The following is an 18113-nucleotide window of genomic DNA, read 5'->3' as shown; positions in this document are numbered from 1 at the left end:
CCTATCTTCTGAAAATAGACTTATTGCTTCAACCATCTTGCCGCATCCTTGGCCGAATAGGTAATAATCATATCTGCACCCGCACGCTTCATGCTTGTCAGAATCTCCAGCACCATTGCTTTTTCATCAATCCAGCCTTGAAGAGCGGCTGCCTTGACCATGGCATATTCACCACTAACGTTGTAAGCCACCATAGGCAGATCAAATTGATCCTTAATCGTGCGCATCACATCCAGGTAAGAAAGAGAAGGCTTCACCATCAGCATATCCGCACCCTCCAGCACATCAGACTCCGCTTCTCGCAATGCTTCACGTGCATTGGCAGGGTCCATCTGATAGGATTTGCGGTCACCAAACTGCGGCGCAGAATCTGCGGCTTCCCGGAAAGGACCATAAAAAGCAGACGCATATTTGACGGAATACGACATAATCGGAATATGTGAAAAGCCTTCCAGATCCAGCCCCTGCCGAATCGCCTGTACAAAACCGTCCATCATATTAGATGGCGCGATAATATCCGCACCAGCTCTGGCCTGAGAAACGGCAGTACGTACCAGCACCTCTAGAGATTCATCATTCAATACTTCACCGCATATCTCACCATCATGCTCATGCATGTGTACCATACCGCAGTGTCCATGGTCCGTAAACTCACACAAACAAGTGTCAGCCACAACCAGCAGTTCGGGATAACGCGACTTGATCAAACGAGTAGCTTCCTGAACAATACCATCGTCCACAAAAGCCGAAGTCCCTACACTGTCTTTTGTTTCCGGTATGCCAAACAGGAGCACGGCGGGAATGCCAAGCTCACTAATCTCTTTCAGTTCTTCCTCCAGCCGATCCAGAGAAAAACGGTATACACCTGGCATAGAGCTAATTTCCTGTTTCACCCCAATGCCAAATGTTACGTAGATCGGTTGGATAAAATCAGCGGGATTCAATACCGTCTCACGCACCATACTGCGGATTGCAGCTGACTGGCGCAAACGACGATGTCTAGTAAAAGGAACACTCATGAATACAAACCTCCATTTTTTATACATTCATTAGCAAAAACAAAAAATTATAATGTCATAAGAGTACTTGATCGTTTCCAGTCACATAACGATTGGATCAGACTTTCAATGGTTGCCTTCTCTGACATAAAACTCACAGTCAAACCGGCTTGGGTAGCTGTCTCACCGGTCAAAGGACCTATCACAGCAATCGTAACTCCCTCCAGCAGCGACAACGGATCATGGATTCCCATTTGTCTGAGCGCTTCCAGAAAAAAGGTGACGGTTGAGGAACTCGTAAACGTAATCGCGTGAATGGCTCGTTCCTCAAGCAGCTTGAGGAGCTCGTCATCCTGTGTGTTGGCTGCCAGCACAGTTTGATACAAATCAGCCTCGGTCACATGAAGCCCCATCTCTCTCAGCTTTTCTGGCAGCCAAGGCCGAGCTAGATCACCTCTTGGGAGAAATACATTCTGCCCTGCCTGCAAATCCTGCTCAAACCCTTCGAGCAAGCCTTCTGCCTGAAAAGGGCCTTCGATCTGTTCTGCCACAATTCCGTGCGTCCGAAGCGCGGCTGCTGTAGCCGGTCCGACTGCGGCAATACGTGCTTTGAACAGCATGCGTACGTCCTTGCCCTGTTCCTTTAAGTGCGTGAAAAAGTATTCAACTCCATTAACGCTGGTAAAAAACACCCAATCATATTCAGGTAGTCGCGCAAATGCCTCTTTAATTTCCTGTTTGGTTGACTCGTCCGAAGGGGCGACCGTCTGAATAACTGGAAATTCATAAGGCTCGCCGCCAAGCTCCTCAATCCGGTGAACCAGACTGCTGGCCTGCGCACGCGCGCGAGTAACCAAAATCCGCTTGCCAAACAAAGGCATGTCCTCAGCCCATTTTAACTGTTCACGTTGATTGACCACTTCTCCGACAACGATGACGGCGGGAGGTTGAAAATTCGCAGCCTTCACCTTAGCTTCAATATCCGCCAGCGTACCCACCAGCGTATCCTGCTCGGCGCGGGTCCCCCAACGGATCAAGGCAACAGGAGTATTTGACGGCTTGCCGTGTTTTATCAGCTGTTCACTGATATAGCCAATCTTTGCTACACCCATCATAAAGATCAGTGTGCCCGTTGCGTTCGTCACTTTATCCCAATGAATACTTTTGTCGAGTTTATCGGGACTTTCATGACCTGTAATGATAGACAGCGATGAGGCCATATCCCGGTGTGTGACTGGAATGCCCGCATAGGCGGGCACACTGATTGCTGATGTGATGCCGGGTATAATTTCATAGGAAATACCATGTTTACGCAGTAGCCCAGCTTCCTCGCCGACTCGTCCAAATATAGTGGGGTCTCCCCCTTTAAGACGAACAACTGTTTTGCCTTCCAAGGCCAAATCCACCAGCAGCTGATTAATTTCCTCTTGCTTCATAGTGTGACGATCTGGCAACTTGCCGACATAGATTTTTTGGGCACCTGGCTTCATTAATCCCAAGAGACGCGGGCTTGCCAGTCTGTCGTACACAATGACATCGCCCAATTGAATGCATTCCCAACCCTTGACCGTAATTAATCTTGCGTCTCCGGGTCCTGCACCTACCAAATATACTTTTCCTGCCATGCTATCATCCCCTCACCTGCGCCAGAATCTGTTCCGCTCCTTTGGCTATCAAACTGGCCGCCACCGCTTCTCCCAGCTTTTGCGGATCATTTCCCTGGAGCGTTTCCTTCAAAATAACCTCGCCATCTGGCGAGCCTACCATGCCCGTGAGGCTGATTTCTTGACCAGCCCATACCGCATGAGCCCCGATCGGCACTTGGCACCCCCCATTTAACACGCCCAGAAAGGTTCGTTCTGCCGCAACGGTAGCCGAGGTATCCCGGTCGTTGTAAAGGCGCAGCAAGGCCAATAGCTCTTCATCGCTCGCACGACATTCAATACCTAGCGCTCCCTGCCCAACCGCCGGCAAACAGTCTTCTTCCGGTATATAGGACGTAATTCGCTCTTTCCAGCCCATCCGATGCAAGCCTGCTGCCGCCAAAATGATAGCGTCAAAACCTTCCGTCTCCAGCTTTTTCAGACGGGAATCAATATTACCACGCACAGGCTCCAATTGTAGATCAGGTCGCATGGACTTGATTTGACTGGCTCTGCGCAGGCTGCTCGTGCCCACCTTTGCCCCTTGAGGCAAATCCTCCAGGCTCTTGGCGCCCAATGTGATCAGGCAATCACGCGGGTCCTCACGGCGCGGCACAGCGCCGTTGACAAGCCCTTCCGGCAATTCGGAAGGCATATCCTTCATACTATGTACTGCCATATCAATCTCACCAGCCAGCATGGCCTGTTCAATTTCTTTGACAAAAAGCCCTTTGCCACCCACTTTGGACAAGGTTACATCCAATATTCGATCACCCTTGGTCAGGATTTTCTTCACGACAAATTGCAAATCCATTCCATACTCCGCGCACAGCGCGTTCAAATCTTCAATGACATGCCCGGTCTGAGTTAACGCCAGCGCACTCTGTCTGCTGCCTACCACAATTGTTCGCATGTTATTCCTCCTGATTTTGCGCAATCCATAGGTCTATTTCTTTTTCGGTCCAAGCCATAAATTCATGACGGCGTATTTGATCCAAAATTCCACTACTCGCCAAGCGCCTCAGTAGTTTGGTCCTTTGCTGCGGGGAACTTATCTTACGTTTGATGATCTGTCGCATATCGTGCATGAAATCCAGATATGGCTCGTATTCGCTACCAAACAACGTATCCAAAGCTGATGTAATATCAGCGGTCACAGCAGGGCCAGCCCCTTCTGTGGAAATACTAATCGTCAGTCTCCCTCGTCGAATGATTCCCGGCGTTATAAAGTCTCCCTCTTCCGATCGATCCGCCACATTTACCAGTATACCCCTTTGTCTGGCCTCATGCGCAACCTCATAATTCACTTCTCTCTGGTTCGTCGCCGCATATACAAGAAAGGCTCCCTGGAGGTCACCCTCGCGATATACGCGATTTACCCAGTGGAGCTGCTTGTGATCCGCCAGAACCTGTAAATCCGGCGTTATATTCGGGCTAATGACGGTAATGAATGCCCCACTTTCCATCATCCCCTTTACCTTTCGTTCCGCAATCCTACCGCCACCTACAACACAACAGATCTTATTCTTACAATTCAACGAAATCGGGACAAAATGCTGCAAAAGGCTTTTCACTCTCCCGTCCACTGATGAAATACAGACCAGGAATTCAGCAAAAAATTAAGAATCAATAGCGTGTAGCCCACCAATGCCCACTTTGCCATTACAAGCCCTGAACGCTGATTCAATCTTTTGCTCACTAAAAATATAATATACACGCACAAGGCAATCGCTGTCATCAGCACCTTGGTATCTAGCAAGAGACGCCAGCGTTCCTCGGCAATAATAGAAATAACGGCAACTACAATAGAGACTCCCAACAAAGGAGTGCCAATCAACAGCGCCATATGCGTATACCGGTCCATCATTTCCAGACTCGGCAGGCGTCTGATCGTGTCATTCCATTTCTTTACTTTCAATTTACGATGCAAAAACAGATATAACCCCGAAAATACAGCTGCTACCGTCATCGCTACAAAACCAAGATTAGCCAGCGCAATATGAATCAGGAGCAGTCCATGCACTGTATGCCAATTTCCAAGCGGGTTATCGAGAGGCTCCATCCATATATTGTTGAGCACTAGCACTGCAAAACTAATAATATTAAGCAACAATACCGCAAATTCGGATCGCTGATAACGTGTCAGAATCAAAGAAATCAGTACCAAAATAACTGAGAACAGAAATAGAAAATCGTAGGTCACGAAAATAGGAAGATGCCCTTCATTCCAGGTTCTTATCCCCATATAAGCAAGCTGGAGCACCAGAACGACAACAAGAAGCCCTGTACCTGTCCGTTTAGCATTCGCATTGCGACGAATCCCATCCGAGAATACAAACAGAAGGCTCAGGGCAAAAACATAAATCATTGAATCATATATAAGCATGCCTGAAGCCACTTCTGTTCACCCACCTTTACAGGCTGGCCGGCGCAAACGACGCTGGCAAAGCCTGAGCCTGAATGGTTTTTTCATGAACACCGGCTTCCGGTTTCATTAACGCAGATGCATCGCTTTTATCTACTTTCTGAGCGGCGTCATCCAAACGATCCTCCAGAGCAAAAATATGGCTAAACATGTCTAGGGCCTCATTTCCCTGCTTTTGAACAGCCAGTTCTTTTACCCGATTGATCGGATCATGCATCATCTGATTCAGCATACTTTTCGTCAAGCGGCTAATCACTTTGCGTTGCCGTTCATCCAGCTCGGGAAGCTTATTGAACAAGCTTTCCAATGTATCCTGATGTACAGACTCCGCTTTTTCCTGTAATGCACGAATCACCGGACGCACTCCCATCGTTTTCAACCATTGATAAAACTCGCTAAGTTCATCTTCGATCATATGCTCGATTTTTGTAGCTTCGGTACGGCGCATTTCCAAATTGCTCTCCACGATCCCTTCCAGATCATCAATATCGTACAGGAAAACATTCTGTAATTCACCAATAGCCGGGTCGAGATCACGCGGAACCGCAATATCAATCATAAACAAAGGACGGGACTGTCGACGTTTCATACTTGCTTCAACCCGAGTCCGATCCAGAATATAACCTTGGGCACCTGTCGAGCTAATGACAATATCCACATCCGCCAACCGATTCATGCCTTCCTCCATCGTAACCGGCGTTCCATGGAACTTGGAGGCAAGGTCTTCCGCACGGGACAGGGTTCGGTTTGCTACAATAACCTCAGCTGCTCCACCGCTGTACAAATGCTTAACAGTAAGCTCGCTCATTTTACCAGCACCGAGAATCAGTACCTTTTTATCGGTAAACATCCCGAAAATCCGTTTGCCTAGCTCAACTGCTGCATAGCTGACAGATACGGCACTTTCTCCAATAGACGTCTCCGAATGGGCACGCTTGCCCAATGTGACGGCCTGCTTAAACAACATATTAAACCACGTTGCCGTAATTTTCTGGGATTGAGCCTGAAGAAAAGCGTTCTTTACCTGTCCCAAAATTTGTGTTTCTCCGATTACCATAGAATCAAGACCACAAGTCACACGGAACAAATGCCGAATCGCCTGCTCGTCCTCATATATATATAAATGTTGTGTAAATTGATCACGCGGAATGCCAAACCATTGCTCCATAAAACTGCGTATAAAATAACCGCACATGTGAAGGCGGTCCACCACAACATATATTTCAGTCCGATTGCAGGTTGCGACAACTACGCCCTCCAACACACTTTTGGTAAGTTTGAGTTGTTCCAGCGCTTTTGGCAAATCTTGTTCTGCAAATGTAAAACGCTCTCTGACTTCCACAGGCGCCGTACGATAATTCAACCCAACAACGACGATGTGCATTGCAAATTCACCTGCCTAAACTGTAATAAGAATATACACTGTTATCATAAACTATGTTAATTATATCACAGAAGTCCGAATCTCCTCCGGCTGTTTTATGAATTGTTTATGAAAATTGGATGGCTTTCATGAACATCTAGCACGTTCTATATGATTTGATTTAGTGTAGACCACTTTTAAAACAAATAACCATGGAAATGTTCCATGGTTATAATATAGGGCGCACAAATGGCTCCATAAAAGAACGATTTACACCAACTCAACCAGCTTGCACTCCGGTGATTCCACCTGAAGTTCTCCCAAGCCGCGAATCAGCTTCTTCGCATATGTTTTTTTCGGTTTTAGAACGGATACCAGGTAATCAATAGCCAGCTGCGGATCGACAGTCTCACCGCAAGTATAACAATCAATAGCGGCAAATCCTCTCTCAGGATACGTATGAATAGAGAGATGACTCTCCGACAACAGTACAAGCACGGTAGCTCCCTGTGGTTCGAATTGCTTGGATTGAACGGACATCACCGTTGCTCCGCAAGCTTCAGCTGCTTCAACTAATTGAGCCTCCAAAAACTGCGCATCATTCAGTAATTCAAACTCAACACCCCAAGTATCTACGGCAACGTGTCTTCCGAAAGTTGAGTACTCCAATTCCATCTTTCGGTTCCCCCTTCCTAGGAATAAAATGTTTGAAAAAATTTCATCCGCTAGGACCTACGTCATTCACTTCCCGAGGGAATAACCTCTCGCAACATTCAATGTCCTGAGTGAATCCTGGTTCCTATATTCATTTTCAACGAGATTAAAAATAACATCTATGTGCAGCAAATGCAATCATTTTTTTGGAATAAAAAAAGCCCCTTTCGGTAAAGAAAGGGACTATACTGCATAACGATTCATTCCATATATTCTGCCTTATTAAGCTTCCAGTGCAAATAATTTCGAGCAACTCATTCGGAGCTTGTGGTCAATCTGTTCCAACTCCGAGAAAGTACGCGCCAAATTCCGCTGGTCAAGCAACGAATTAATGAGATGATATACGTCTGATATTTCATTTTCGACGTTCTGATGCTGAAAAAGCTGTTGCAGTTCCTGCACCGTATTTTTATATTCAAATACCAGCCTGGAGCCTACAGCATTCTTCTCCATAATTTTACGAACCGTACCTTCATTATAAAAATACACCATAGTGAATCCTTGATACATTCGGTAAACGATGCCTTCGCCCTTAAAACGAACAAAAAGTTTGCGGATGAACAGGGTTAGTTGCGGATGAATTAAGCGGCAAGTCAATTCACACACAAACGCTCCCTCTTGGGCTTCAAAAAACAAATGAACTTCCTCACCCGCACTATGCTCCAGAACGATTTCCTGTCTTCCGTTATCTAGAATTTTAATATAGTAATGCACCTGGGGATCATCCACTGCCCGCAAAAATTCATCCATTTGAGTTTCCGACAAGGTCAAAGTGGTTTTAACATACTCTGTGGCTAACCGCTGAGCCATACCAATCTCCTCAATTCTTTCCTGAACCTATAAGTTTAAGCTTTATGCTTTATTATACATCAGACCTACAGCGCTTTTCTTGCTCATCAAATCATAAATTTCCGCCATACATCGGAAATAAACAGAAAATGATGGGGTTGAGACTGCATTATCCCTCATATACTCACTTTTCTGCTTAAATTCCATGAGTTCCTTTAGTTATTATATATTATTCCCACCAATTTAGTGAGTTTAATATTTTTTGAAGCCCGAATCATGAAAAAGGGACGCCCTCAAGGACGTCCCTAACCTTACAATTCCGTCTGCTCTTCGTCGTCATTCTCTATATAGCTGGAGATGACAGACCACAGCTCTTCCTTGCCCATACCTTCTTCGGATGAAAAGGGGATAAACAATCCCCCGGGAAGTATTCCGAGTTCCTGCTTGATTACCTTATAATGCTTTTCTCGTCGCGTTTTAGGGATTTTATCTGCCTTAGTGCCTACAACGCAGACCGGAAGCCCGTGATGTCGCAGCCAGTCGTGCATCATGATATCGTCCTTGGACGGCGGATGGCGCAAATCTACCATTTGAAGCACCAGTTTGAGTGGCTCACGCTCCAGCAAATAAGACTCAATCATCTGCCCCCAAGCCTTGCGGGACGTTTTGGATACCTTGGCATAACCATAACCGGGAAAATCGACAAAATAAAGATCATCATTAATCCGGTAATAATTGAGTTGCTGGGTTTTACCTGGCGTAGAACTGGTACGCGCCAAATTTTTACGATTAATCAACCGATTAATCAGTGAAGACTTTCCTACATTGGAGCGCCCCGCCAGAGCAATCTCTGGCAAAGCGTCCACAGGAAACTGATCGGGGCCAACCGCACTTATTATAAATTCTGCTTTTGTTACTTTCATTGTGTTCTTAATTCCTCTCTAATGTACCCTTGCCTGCTCAACCAAAGCATGCTTTAGCACCTGATCCATATGGGCAACGGGGACAAATTCAACATCCTGCCGGATACTGTCGGGAATATCCTTCAAATCCCGTTCATTATCTTTGGGAAGCAGAATTTTTTTGTAGCCTGCCCGATGGGCAGCCAGCGACTTCTCTTTCAAACCACCAATCGGCAATACACGGCCGCGCAGAGTAATTTCGCCCGTCATAGCCACATCCTTGGATACATGACGGTTGGTCAAAGCTGAAATTAATGCGGTAGCAATAGTAATTCCCGCAGATGGGCCATCCTTCGGAATCGCACCCTCAGGAATATGAATGTGGATATCATTCTTCTCATAAAAGTCCAGTTCAATGCCCAGATCAACTGCTTTCGAACGAGTGTAGCTGAATGCCGCCTGTGCAGATTCCTTCATAACGTCTCCCAGTTTACCCGTAAGAATCAGTTTACCGCTACCAGGTACGACTGTCACTTCAATCATCAGTGTTTCACCACCGACCTCTGTCCATGCCAAGCCTGTAACCGTACCGATCTGATCCTCCAGTTCTGCAACACCGTAACGGAATTTAGCGATACCCAGATAATCTTTCAGATTATCCGGTGTGATTTGAATCGGGCCTTCGCCACCAGATACAACGGACTTCGCCGCCTTGCGGCACAGAGAAGCCATTTGCTGCTCAAGATTCCGTACACCGGATTCACGGGTATATTCGCGAATGACACGCAGTAGCGTATCCTCCCCGATGACCAACTGTTCCTCGTTCAAGCCATGCTCTCTCTTCTGCTTGGGCAATAGGTACCGATTGGCGATTTCCAGCTTCTCCAGTTCGGTGTAGCCAGGAATATAGAGTGTCTCCATGCGGTCCATTAGCGGACGCGGGATGTTGTGTGCAGCATTGGCTGTCGTTACAAACATCACATTGGACAGATCAAACGGTAGCTCGACAAAATGGTCACTGAACGTATTGTTTTGTTCAGGATCAAGCACTTCGAGCAATGCTGCCGATGGATCCCCTCGAAAATCGGAAGCCATTTTATCAATCTCATCCAGCAAAAATACCGGATTAGACGTTCCTGCGGTCTTCATCCCTTGAATGATCCGCCCCGGCATCGCGCCAACATAAGTCCGGCGGTGACCACGGATTTCCGCTTCATCCCGCACACCTCCGAGAGAAATGCGGACAAATTCCCGACCCATGGATTTGGCAATCGAACGGGCCAACGAGGTCTTGCCGACCCCTGGCGGGCCTACGAGACACAGAATCGGTCCTTTAATGGTCTTCACCAGCTTGCGCACAGCCAAATACTCCAATACACGTTCCTTGGGTTTATCGAGTCCGTAGTGGTCGTTATTGAGTACCTCTTCAGCTTTGACGATATCCAGATCATCATCGGTAAGCTTGTTCCACGGCAAGCTTAACAACCAATCAACATAATTACGGATGACGCCACCCTCGGCAGAGCTTGCCGGCATTTTTTCCAGACGATCGATTTCCTTTTCGACCTTCTCCTTCACCGGAACAGGTAGCTCCAGTTCACTTAGCTGGTTGCGCAGTTCTTCAACTTCTCCTGCGCGGCCTTCCTTCTCGCCAAGTTCCTTTTGAATCGCCTTCATTTGTTCACGCAGATAATACTCCTTCTGCGTCTTCTCCATTTGCTTCTTCACACGCTGGTTGATTTTACGTTCCAGCTCCAGTACTTCACGCTCATTGTTCAGAATATCCAGAAGCTTCTCCAGACGCTGAGTAACGTCGATCGTCTCCAGTATATCCTGCTTTTCCTTAATTTTGAGCGTCAGGTGACTTGTGATCACGTCTGCAAGCCGTCCCGGCTCCTCAATATCGGATACCGCAGCGAGAGTCTCCGGTGTTACCTTTTTGGACAAGTTGATATAATGCTCGAACTGAGTTAATACAGTGCGCATAAGCGCATCCGTCTCAGGCTGTACGTTTTCTGCCTCGTGCAGCTCCTTCGCCATTACCTCGTAATATTCTTCATTGTCCGTATATTGAATAATCTCGGCACGTTCCAGCCCTTCCACCAATACTCGAATAGTTCCATTAGGAAGCTTGAGCATCTGGCGTACCTTGGCTACCGTGCCGACTCGAAAGATGTCCTCTTGTGTGGGTTCTTCAATATTTACTTCTGATTGAGAACACAGGAGAATCAAATTGTCTTCAACCATCGCTTTTTCCAAAGCCTTGACCGATTTTTCCCGGCCCACATCGAGATGCAGAACCATGCTCGGGTAGACCAGAAGTCCTCTTAAAGGCAGCAAAGGAAAACGACGACCTTTTGTCTTGGTGGGTCCCATCGCTTTCGCACCTCCAGTGATTCTCAGGTTCCGGATTTTACAATCCTCACGTTGTTATCTTTCATATTTTATCAAATGTTTTATGAAAAAACCAATGAAAGGGTGGTTTATCAGCAAGATCCTGTATCTGATATCGTCCCGTTATGCGTTCCATCAGCCTGTAACAAGGAAGATTGGGATGGGCGAAAAGTCTCAATTGGCGCATGCACAGGCAAATCTGACGTCATCTCTTCCCCAAACACATGTCGGAACACTTCGGTAACCGACTGTACGGGGATGACTTTTAAACCCTCAATGCTGTCAAAAAGAGCTTGCCAGTTATCCTGCGGAATGATCACTTTTTTGGCTCCCGCCTGAAAAGCGGCTTCAACCTTGGCTAATACACCACCAATCGGTTTGACACGACCATGGATGCTAACTTCGCCAGTCATAGCAATTTCATGATCCACCGGAATTCCCCTCATCGCGGAAGCAATGGCTGTTGCCATCGCAATTCCTGCGGACGGGCCATCTACCGGCGTACCCCCGGGGAAATTGATATGCAAATCGTAATTCGACGGAGATAATCCGAGCGTACGCAAAACGGTTAGAACATTTTCCACAGAACCTTTAGCCATGCTCTTACGGCGCAGCGTGCGGGACCCACCTCCAATTTCTTCCTCATCCACGACCCCCGTAATATTATAAATTCCCTTTCCCTCAGGAACCGGAACTGCTGTAACTTCAATTTCTAGCAGCATCCCCATGTTTGGGCCGTATACAGCTAATCCGTTAACGAATCCGATTTGCGGCAAGCCCGGTATTTTTCGGTCAGGACGCGGTTGAATTTGACTGCTGCCCGCTACCCATTCCACGTCGGAAGCATTGAGACGCTCCCTTTTCTCGGTAAGTGCCAAACCAGCAGCCAGCTGGATCATATTGACCGCCTCCCGACCATTCGTTGCGTAACGCTGTACAACTTCTACCGCCTCAGGACAAGGGCCAAAGCCTAGCTTGTGGACAGCATCCTCTGCAATACGAGCAATCTCCTGTGGCTGCAAGGCACGGAAATAAATCTCCATGCACCGGGAGCGAATCGCAGGTGGCAGTTCATGCGGCGAACGGGTCGTCGCACCTACCAAACGAAAATCGGCTGGCAAACCGTTTTGGAAAATATCGTGGATATAAGCAGGAGTGTTCGAATCTTCCGAGTTGTAATACGCACTCTCCAAAAATACCTTGCGATCCTCCAGTACTTTCAACAGTTTATTCATCTGCGTCGGATGCAGCTCACCAATCTCATCAATGAACAGCATACCCCCATGCGCCTTCGTCACAGCACCGGGCTTAGGCTGCGGGATACCCGCCACCCCCATCGCTCCTGCCCCTTGATAGATTGGATCATGCACTGAACCTATCAGCGGGTCCGCAATACCACGCTCGTCAAAGCGGGCCGTCGTAGCATCAATCTCCGTGAATTTGGCATCTCCCTTGAACGGGGAGGACAGATTCTTCTTCGCCTCTTCCAGCACCACGCGTGCAGCAGCCGTCTTCCCTACACCCGGCGGGCCATAAATAATGACATGCTGCGGATTCGCACTACATAACGCTGCCTTGAGTGCGCGCAGTCCGTCCTTCTGACCCACGATATCCTGTAATGTGGCAGGACGTGTGCGTTCAGCCAATGGCTTGGTAAGTGAAATAGAACGCAATTTGCGCAGCTTATCCAATTCCTTGCGGGATTCCCGATCCACCGCACTACGGTTCGTTTTCTGGCTCCGCAGGAGGTTCCAGAAATACAGACCAATAACAATCCCGAAAAACATTTGCACCAATAACAAAATCATAGTCAAGTCCATCGTATTTCCTCCGTTTCTCATCTCAGCAATTTGAAAAATGCCGCTCTATGAAAAACAGTATTTCCTTTTCCGCGATAGCTAAACGGCGGTCTTTCAAAAGATCAGAGAGAAATACAAAAACACCGCGAAGAACAGTTCTGTAGCAGAGCTGCTCTCCACGGCGTTTAAATGATGACAATAGATTATGACTATGCCTCTTTATAATAACTGCTTTTGCCTACACCTTCTCGGCGGTATGACGTTCTTCACGTCCAGGGATTTTCCCTGTTTCCTCATAAGCCTTGACGATGATATCAATTTCTTTTTTCAATTCGTCGACCATATCAGCCTCTGGTACTTTGCGAATCATTTTTCCATAACGGAACAAAAGGCCTTCACCGCGCGCCCCAGCAATTCCGATATCAGCTTCCTTCGCTTCACCCGGGCCATTTACTGCACAACCCAGTACTGATACTTTAATCGGTACCTTGAGTTTTGCAATGTAGTCCTCCACCTCGTTGGCAATAGAGAACAGATCTATATCCAGACGTCCGCAAGTCGGACAAGAAATCAGTGTAGCTGCGTTTGTGATCAATCCAAACGTCTTGAGCAACTCACGTGCTACCTTCACTTCTTCCACCGGATCAGCACTGAGCGAAATACGCATTGTAGAGCCGATGCCTGAGGCCAGCAAAGCACCCATACCTGCCGCGCTTTTAACCGTACCAGTAAAGAGCGTACCCGCTTCGGTAATACCCAGGTGGAGCGGGTACTTAATAATTTCAGCGGCCTTCGTATAAGCTGCAATCGCCATAGGAACGTCAGACGCCTTCAGTGACACAATAATGTCATGGAAATCAAGTTCTTCCAGTATCCCGATATGATACAGCGCACTTTCTACCATCGCTTCTGGCGTAGGGTAGCCATACTTATCCAGTAAATGCTGTTCCAATGACCCGGCGTTTACACCAATCCGAATCGGAATCCCTTTTTCCTTGCACGCCTTCACGACAGCTTCCACTTTTTCACGCCGTCCAATGTTACCTGGATTAATGCGAACCTTATCAATTCCATTTTCAATGGCCAGTAGAGCCAGCTTGTGATTAAAGTGAATATCTGCGACCAGCGGAATATGAATCCGTTTTTTAATTTCCTTAATGGCTGCAGCAGCTTCCTCATTGTTGACGGTAACCCGCACCAGTTGGCATCCAGCTTCTTCCAAGCGAAGAATCTCGGCTACAGTTGCTTCCACATCTGCTGTTTTGGTTGTACACATACTTTGGATGATGACTTCATTGCTGCCGCCAATCGTCAGATTCCCGACTTTAACGGGACGTGTGTCTTGTCTTAAGAACATGTACTTTTCTCTCCCATTAACACCAAACCTCCACCCCTTAAAACCTCATACAGGTTTAGTGAAGTGGAGATCCGGCTTCTCATGTTGTAGAGATCGCGAAGTATCAATCCTTAGGCGCTCTCTTCTTGTTTTTTATCCTTATCTGTACCACCGAGTTCCGGTGCGATTTTGTCTTTTACAACCTGCTCATTGATGACGCAAGTAGTGATATCATCACGGGAAGGAACCTCATACATCACATCCAGCATAATGCCTTCAATGATCGCACGAAGACCACGGGCACCCGTGTTACGCTTGATGGCTTCACGGGCAATGGCTTCCAGAGCATCTTGCTTAAACTCCAAAGTAACATTATCCAGTTCAAGCATCTTCTGATACTGCTTGACTAACGCATTTTTCGGCTCAGACAAAATACGAACCAATGTGTTCTCATCAAGCGGCTCCAGCGTAGAAATAACCGGCAAACGTCCTACAAACTCCGGAATCAGACCGAATTTCAAAAGATCCTCAGGCAATACCATTGAAGTATATTCGCCTGGTTTCAGATCTTTTTGTTCGCTAGTAGCGTTGAAGCCGATAACCTTTTTACCAATACGGCGTTTGATCATTTGCTCCAGACCATCAAAGGCACCACCGCAAATGAACAGGATATTCGTGGTGTCAATTTGAATAAACTCTTGATGTGGATGCTTGCGACCGCCTTGCGGAGGTACAGAAGCAACCGTGCCTTCCAAAATCTTAAGCAACGCCTGCTGTACACCTTCACCCGATACGTCACGCGTAATGGACGGGTTTTCGGATTTGCGGGCTACTTTATCAATTTCGTCAATGTAGATAATGCCGCGTTCGGCTTTTTCCACATCATAATCAGCAGCTTGAATCAGTTTCAGCAAAATATTTTCAACGTCTTCACCCACATAACCTGCTTCCGTAAGGGAAGTGGCATCGGCGATAGCAAAAGGGACGTTCAAAATTTTAGCCATGGTTTGCGCAAGCAACGTTTTACCCGAACCTGTAGGTCCAAGCATCAAAATGTTACTTTTTTGCAGTTCCACATCATCAATTTTGTTTTGAGTATTAATACGTTTGTAGTGATTATATACCGCTACAGACAACGATTTTTTCGCTTGATCCTGACCAATGACATATTGGTCCAGAATGTCACGGATTTGCATTGGTTTCGGAATGTCTTTCAGATCTACTTCTTCTTCATGACCCAATTCCTCTTCTACAATCTCCGTGCACAACTCAATGCATTCGTCACATATATATACGCCCGGTCCAGCAACAAGCTTGCGAACCTGATCCTGAGATTTACCGCAGAAAGAACATTTCAATTGTCCTTTTTCATCATTAAATTTAAACATAGAGCCACCCCTTTACAGATTAATCGGTTTAGACAGCACCTGGTCTATGATACCGTATGCTTTTGCCTCTTCCGCTTCCATGAAGAAATCCCGGTCAGTATCACGTTCGATTTTTTCGAGGGGCTGACCCGTACGCTCTACATAGATTTGATTCAGCTTAGCACGTGTTTTGATAATCCAGTCCGCATGAATCAGCATATCGGAGGCTTGCCCTTGAATGCCACCGAGCGGCTGATGGATCATGACTTCACTGTTGGTAAGCGCGTATCTCTTGCCTGGCGCACCCGCTGTGAGCAGCAACGAACCCATACTTGCAGCCATGCCTACACAGATCGTCGATACGTCCGGCTTAATGAATTGCATTGTATCATATATACCCATGCCCGCAGTTACAGAACCGCCTGGCGAGTTAATGTACAAATTAATATCCTTCTCTGGATCTTCCGCAGAAAGGAACAATAGCTGTGCAATGACGAGATTGGCGACATCGTCATCAATCGGGCCACTTAGGAAAATAATACGATCCTTAAGCAACCGCGAGTAAATATCGTAAGATCGTTCTCCTCGATTCGTTTGTTCCACAACCATAGGGACGAGACTCATCACGACCAACCTCTTTTCTTTATTAAAATGAACACCTGTATTCATCCGCTTCCTTATGTCCCATTAAAACGGAAGCAGCAAGCATGAAACGTGAACACCTTACAAAATATTTTAACATGTTCAGAGTCTCGTGTCATATTTGCATGCGCTCATATATGCAGTGCGGGCTGTTTACAGTGCACTCTGCCGAGACCTTCTCATATTTAACCATGTTTCGTATGTATGTGCAAATATACGGTAGTGACTTATGTAAAACAAAAAAACACGACTCACAGCACTTTCCATAAACGACTAAAATTTGGGTTACCAAAGGTAAAAATAAGGCACGTAACTTTCACTACGTGCCTTATCCCTATCTAATTGCTACGTTGCAGCTTGTTACAGCATACTCCGTATATTTTATCGTCTGAATTACTCAGCAGCTTCAACTGGCGCTTCTACTTCTTTGCTGTTTTCCACCAACAAAGCAATCGTTTTGCGCAGTGAAATTTCTTCTTTCAGGTTAGCGAACGAGCCGTTACCTTCCAGAATGCTGCGGATTTCCTCAACTGAACGTTTGTAAGCTTCAGCCATGTTTTTCAGTTCTTCATCAATTTCCGCTTCGGAAACTTCGATGTTTTCTGCTTTAGCCACTTGCTCCAGCACGAGGTTGTTACGTACGCGCTTCTCAGCATCAGCTTTCATTTGCTCTTCCAGGTCTTCCTTGCTTTGACCAGAGAATCCAAGGAACATTTCAAGGTTCATACCTTGGCTACGCAAACGGTTGTCGAAATCGCGAACCATGTTTTGCACTTCGCTCTTCACCATTGCTTCAGGAATGTCGATTGTTGCATTCTCAGCAACTTTCTCCACTACAGCACCCTCGCGAGCTGCTTTAGCTTCGTTTTCCTTACGATCCAACAATTGCTTTTTCAAGTCTTCCTTGAATTCAGCCAGTGTGTCAAATTCGCTTACATCTTTAGCAAATTCATCGTCCAGTTCAGGAAGAACTTTGCGTTTCAGTTCGTGAACTTTCACTTTGAATACCGCTTGTTTGCCAGCGAGGTCAGCAGAATGGTAGTTCTCAGGGAACGTTACTTCAACGTCCTTGGAATCGCCAGTGTGCAAACCAACCACTTGCTCTTCAAAACCAGGGATGAATGTGTTAGAGCCCAGTTCCAAAGAATACTTCTCGGCTTGTCCGCCTTCGAACGGTACACCGTCCACGGAACCGTCGAAGTCAATAATAGCTGTATCACCGGATTGAGCAGCATCTTCATCAACGACAACCAATTCAGCATGACGTTGTTGCAGGCGCTCCAGTTCTTGAGCCAGTTCTTCGTCGCTTACTTCGAGTTTGCTTACAGGCACTTCTACGCCTTTGTAATCGCCCAAAGTTACTTCAGGTTTAACAGTAACCTTCGCTTTGAACTTGAAAGATTCGCCTTTAGCAAATTGATCAATTTCAACGTCAGGGCTGTCAACCGGGAAGATGTCCGTTTGCTCTACAGCTTGGCTGTAAGCTTCTGGCAACAGGATGTCAATTGCATCCTGGTACAAACTTTCAATACCATAGCGTTTTTCAAAAATAGGACGTGGTACTTTACCTTTACGGAATCCTGGTACACTTACTTGTTTTGCCACTTTATTAAAAGCTTTGTCGAGTGCAGCGGCTACACGATCCGCGTCAACCTCAACTTCAAGAACCCCAAGGTTCTTCTCTATTTTCTCCCAAGTTGCTTTCATTTTATGCTTTCCCCTCCAACAAAATCTTCACTTA

The 18113-nt window shown here is 46.7% G+C and carries 15 protein-coding genes; all 15 read right to left on the bottom strand.

What is annotated here, in order from left to right; all coding sequences use genetic code 11:
- Positions 1–20 precede the first annotated feature (20 nt).
- The 15 genes from hemB to tig all read right to left on the bottom strand — a co-directional run bounded on the left by hemB (position 21) and on the right by tig (position 18079).
- The gene (hemB, locus tag C1T21_RS24910; RefSeq protein WP_103050162.1) at positions 21–1019 is read right to left on the bottom strand and encodes a porphobilinogen synthase; all 999 of its coding nucleotides are present in this window, start codon (positions 1017–1019) and stop codon (positions 21–23) included.
- A gap of 47 nt (positions 1020–1066) precedes the next feature.
- Complete coding sequence (cobA, locus tag C1T21_RS24905; RefSeq protein ID WP_103050161.1) at positions 1067–2623, bottom strand: uroporphyrinogen-III C-methyltransferase; 1557 nt, start codon at positions 2621–2623, stop codon at positions 1067–1069.
- A gap of 4 nt (positions 2624–2627) precedes the next feature.
- Positions 2628–3554: a hydroxymethylbilane synthase gene (gene hemC / locus C1T21_RS24900; protein WP_103050160.1), complete on the bottom strand. Its 927-nt coding sequence runs from the start codon at positions 3552–3554 to the stop codon at positions 2628–2630.
- Between the two features lies 1 nt (position 3555).
- A complete protein-coding gene (locus C1T21_RS24895; protein ID WP_103050159.1) occupies positions 3556–4203 on the bottom strand; it encodes a precorrin-2 dehydrogenase/sirohydrochlorin ferrochelatase family protein in 648 nt (215 codons plus the stop codon).
- Between the two features lie 8 nt (positions 4204–4211).
- Entirely contained in the window at positions 4212–5039 is an 828-nt protein-coding gene (gene ccsA / locus C1T21_RS24890) for a cytochrome c biogenesis protein CcsA (RefSeq protein ID WP_061828817.1), read from the bottom strand.
- Between the two features lie 16 nt (positions 5040–5055).
- The gene (hemA, locus tag C1T21_RS24885; RefSeq protein ID WP_103050158.1) at positions 5056–6450 is read right to left on the bottom strand and encodes a glutamyl-tRNA reductase; all 1395 of its coding nucleotides are present in this window, start codon (positions 6448–6450) and stop codon (positions 5056–5058) included.
- A 249-nt stretch (positions 6451–6699) separates the two neighbouring features.
- On the bottom strand, positions 6700–7098 hold the full coding sequence (speD, locus tag C1T21_RS24880) for an adenosylmethionine decarboxylase (RefSeq protein ID WP_103050186.1): 399 nt from the start codon (positions 7096–7098) through the stop codon (positions 6700–6702).
- A gap of 267 nt (positions 7099–7365) precedes the next feature.
- Positions 7366–7953, bottom strand: a complete 588-nt coding sequence (locus C1T21_RS24875) for a non-ribosomal peptide synthetase module (RefSeq protein ID WP_103050157.1) — start codon at positions 7951–7953, stop codon at positions 7366–7368.
- Positions 7954–8243: 290 nt separating this feature from the next.
- Positions 8244–8855: a ribosome biogenesis GTP-binding protein YihA/YsxC gene (gene yihA / locus C1T21_RS24870; protein ID WP_061828820.1), complete on the bottom strand. Its 612-nt coding sequence runs from the start codon at positions 8853–8855 to the stop codon at positions 8244–8246.
- 18 nt (positions 8856–8873) lie between these two features.
- Positions 8874–11210: an endopeptidase La gene (gene lon / locus C1T21_RS24865; RefSeq protein WP_103050156.1), complete on the bottom strand. Its 2337-nt coding sequence runs from the start codon at positions 11208–11210 to the stop codon at positions 8874–8876.
- Between the two features lie 110 nt (positions 11211–11320).
- The gene (lonB, locus tag C1T21_RS24860; protein WP_103050155.1) at positions 11321–13048 is read right to left on the bottom strand and encodes an ATP-dependent protease LonB; all 1728 of its coding nucleotides are present in this window, start codon (positions 13046–13048) and stop codon (positions 11321–11323) included.
- Between the two features lie 217 nt (positions 13049–13265).
- A complete protein-coding gene (gene ispG, locus C1T21_RS24855; RefSeq protein WP_025718670.1) occupies positions 13266–14384 on the bottom strand; it encodes a flavodoxin-dependent (E)-4-hydroxy-3-methylbut-2-enyl-diphosphate synthase in 1119 nt (372 codons plus the stop codon).
- A 110-nt stretch (positions 14385–14494) separates the two neighbouring features.
- Entirely contained in the window at positions 14495–15751 is a 1257-nt protein-coding gene (gene clpX, locus C1T21_RS24850) for an ATP-dependent protease ATP-binding subunit ClpX (RefSeq protein WP_023989972.1), read from the bottom strand.
- A gap of 12 nt (positions 15752–15763) precedes the next feature.
- On the bottom strand, positions 15764–16354 hold the full coding sequence (gene clpP / locus C1T21_RS24845) for an ATP-dependent Clp endopeptidase proteolytic subunit ClpP (protein ID WP_016324659.1): 591 nt from the start codon (positions 16352–16354) through the stop codon (positions 15764–15766).
- A 411-nt stretch (positions 16355–16765) separates the two neighbouring features.
- Positions 16766–18079 carry a trigger factor gene (tig, locus tag C1T21_RS24840; RefSeq protein WP_028541569.1) on the bottom strand — a complete coding sequence of 438 codons (1314 nt, stop codon included), beginning with the start codon at positions 18077–18079 and terminating at the stop codon, positions 16766–16768.
- Positions 18080–18113: the final 34 nt, after the last annotated feature.

It is taken from the genome of Paenibacillus sp. F4 (assembly GCF_002894905.1).
GTDB lineage: Bacteria > Bacillota > Bacilli > Paenibacillales > Paenibacillaceae > Paenibacillus > Paenibacillus polymyxa_B.
The sequence above is the reverse complement of the archived record's forward strand: the minus strand, read 5'-3'. Positions and strand labels throughout refer to the sequence as shown.